General features: G+C 41.4%; 1 pseudogene. It reads left to right on the top strand.

Annotation, left to right across the window (positions count from 1 at the left end):
* Positions 1–124: 124 nt before the first annotated feature.
* Positions 125–261, top strand: a pseudogene (locus SB717_RS37055) (DNA integrity scanning diadenylate cyclase DisA); the annotation flags it as partial.

The following is a 261-nucleotide window of genomic DNA, read 5'->3' as shown; positions in this document are numbered from 1 at the left end:
AGGATTTCAACGTGTTATTATTCCTAGAAAAAACTTAGGAGGATGGACAATTCCGGATGGGATTGAGGTTGTAGGTGTTTCTAATTTAGGAGAAGCGCTTCGTTTGACATTAGGAGGCTAGGCTATGGAAGAAAATAAGCAACGTGTCAAAAGTATGATTAATATTTTACAGCTCGTGGCCCCAGGAACACCACTGCGTGAAGGGATAGATAATGTACTTCGCGCACAAACAGGGGGGCTAATTGTTCTTGGATATAATGA

Source organism: Priestia sp. SIMBA_032 (genome assembly GCF_046535215.1).
GTDB classification, from domain to species: Bacteria; Bacillota; Bacilli; order Bacillales; family Bacillaceae_H; genus Priestia; species Priestia aryabhattai.
Note: the sequence above shows the minus strand (reverse complement) of the source record. Positions and strands in the feature narration are given on the sequence as shown.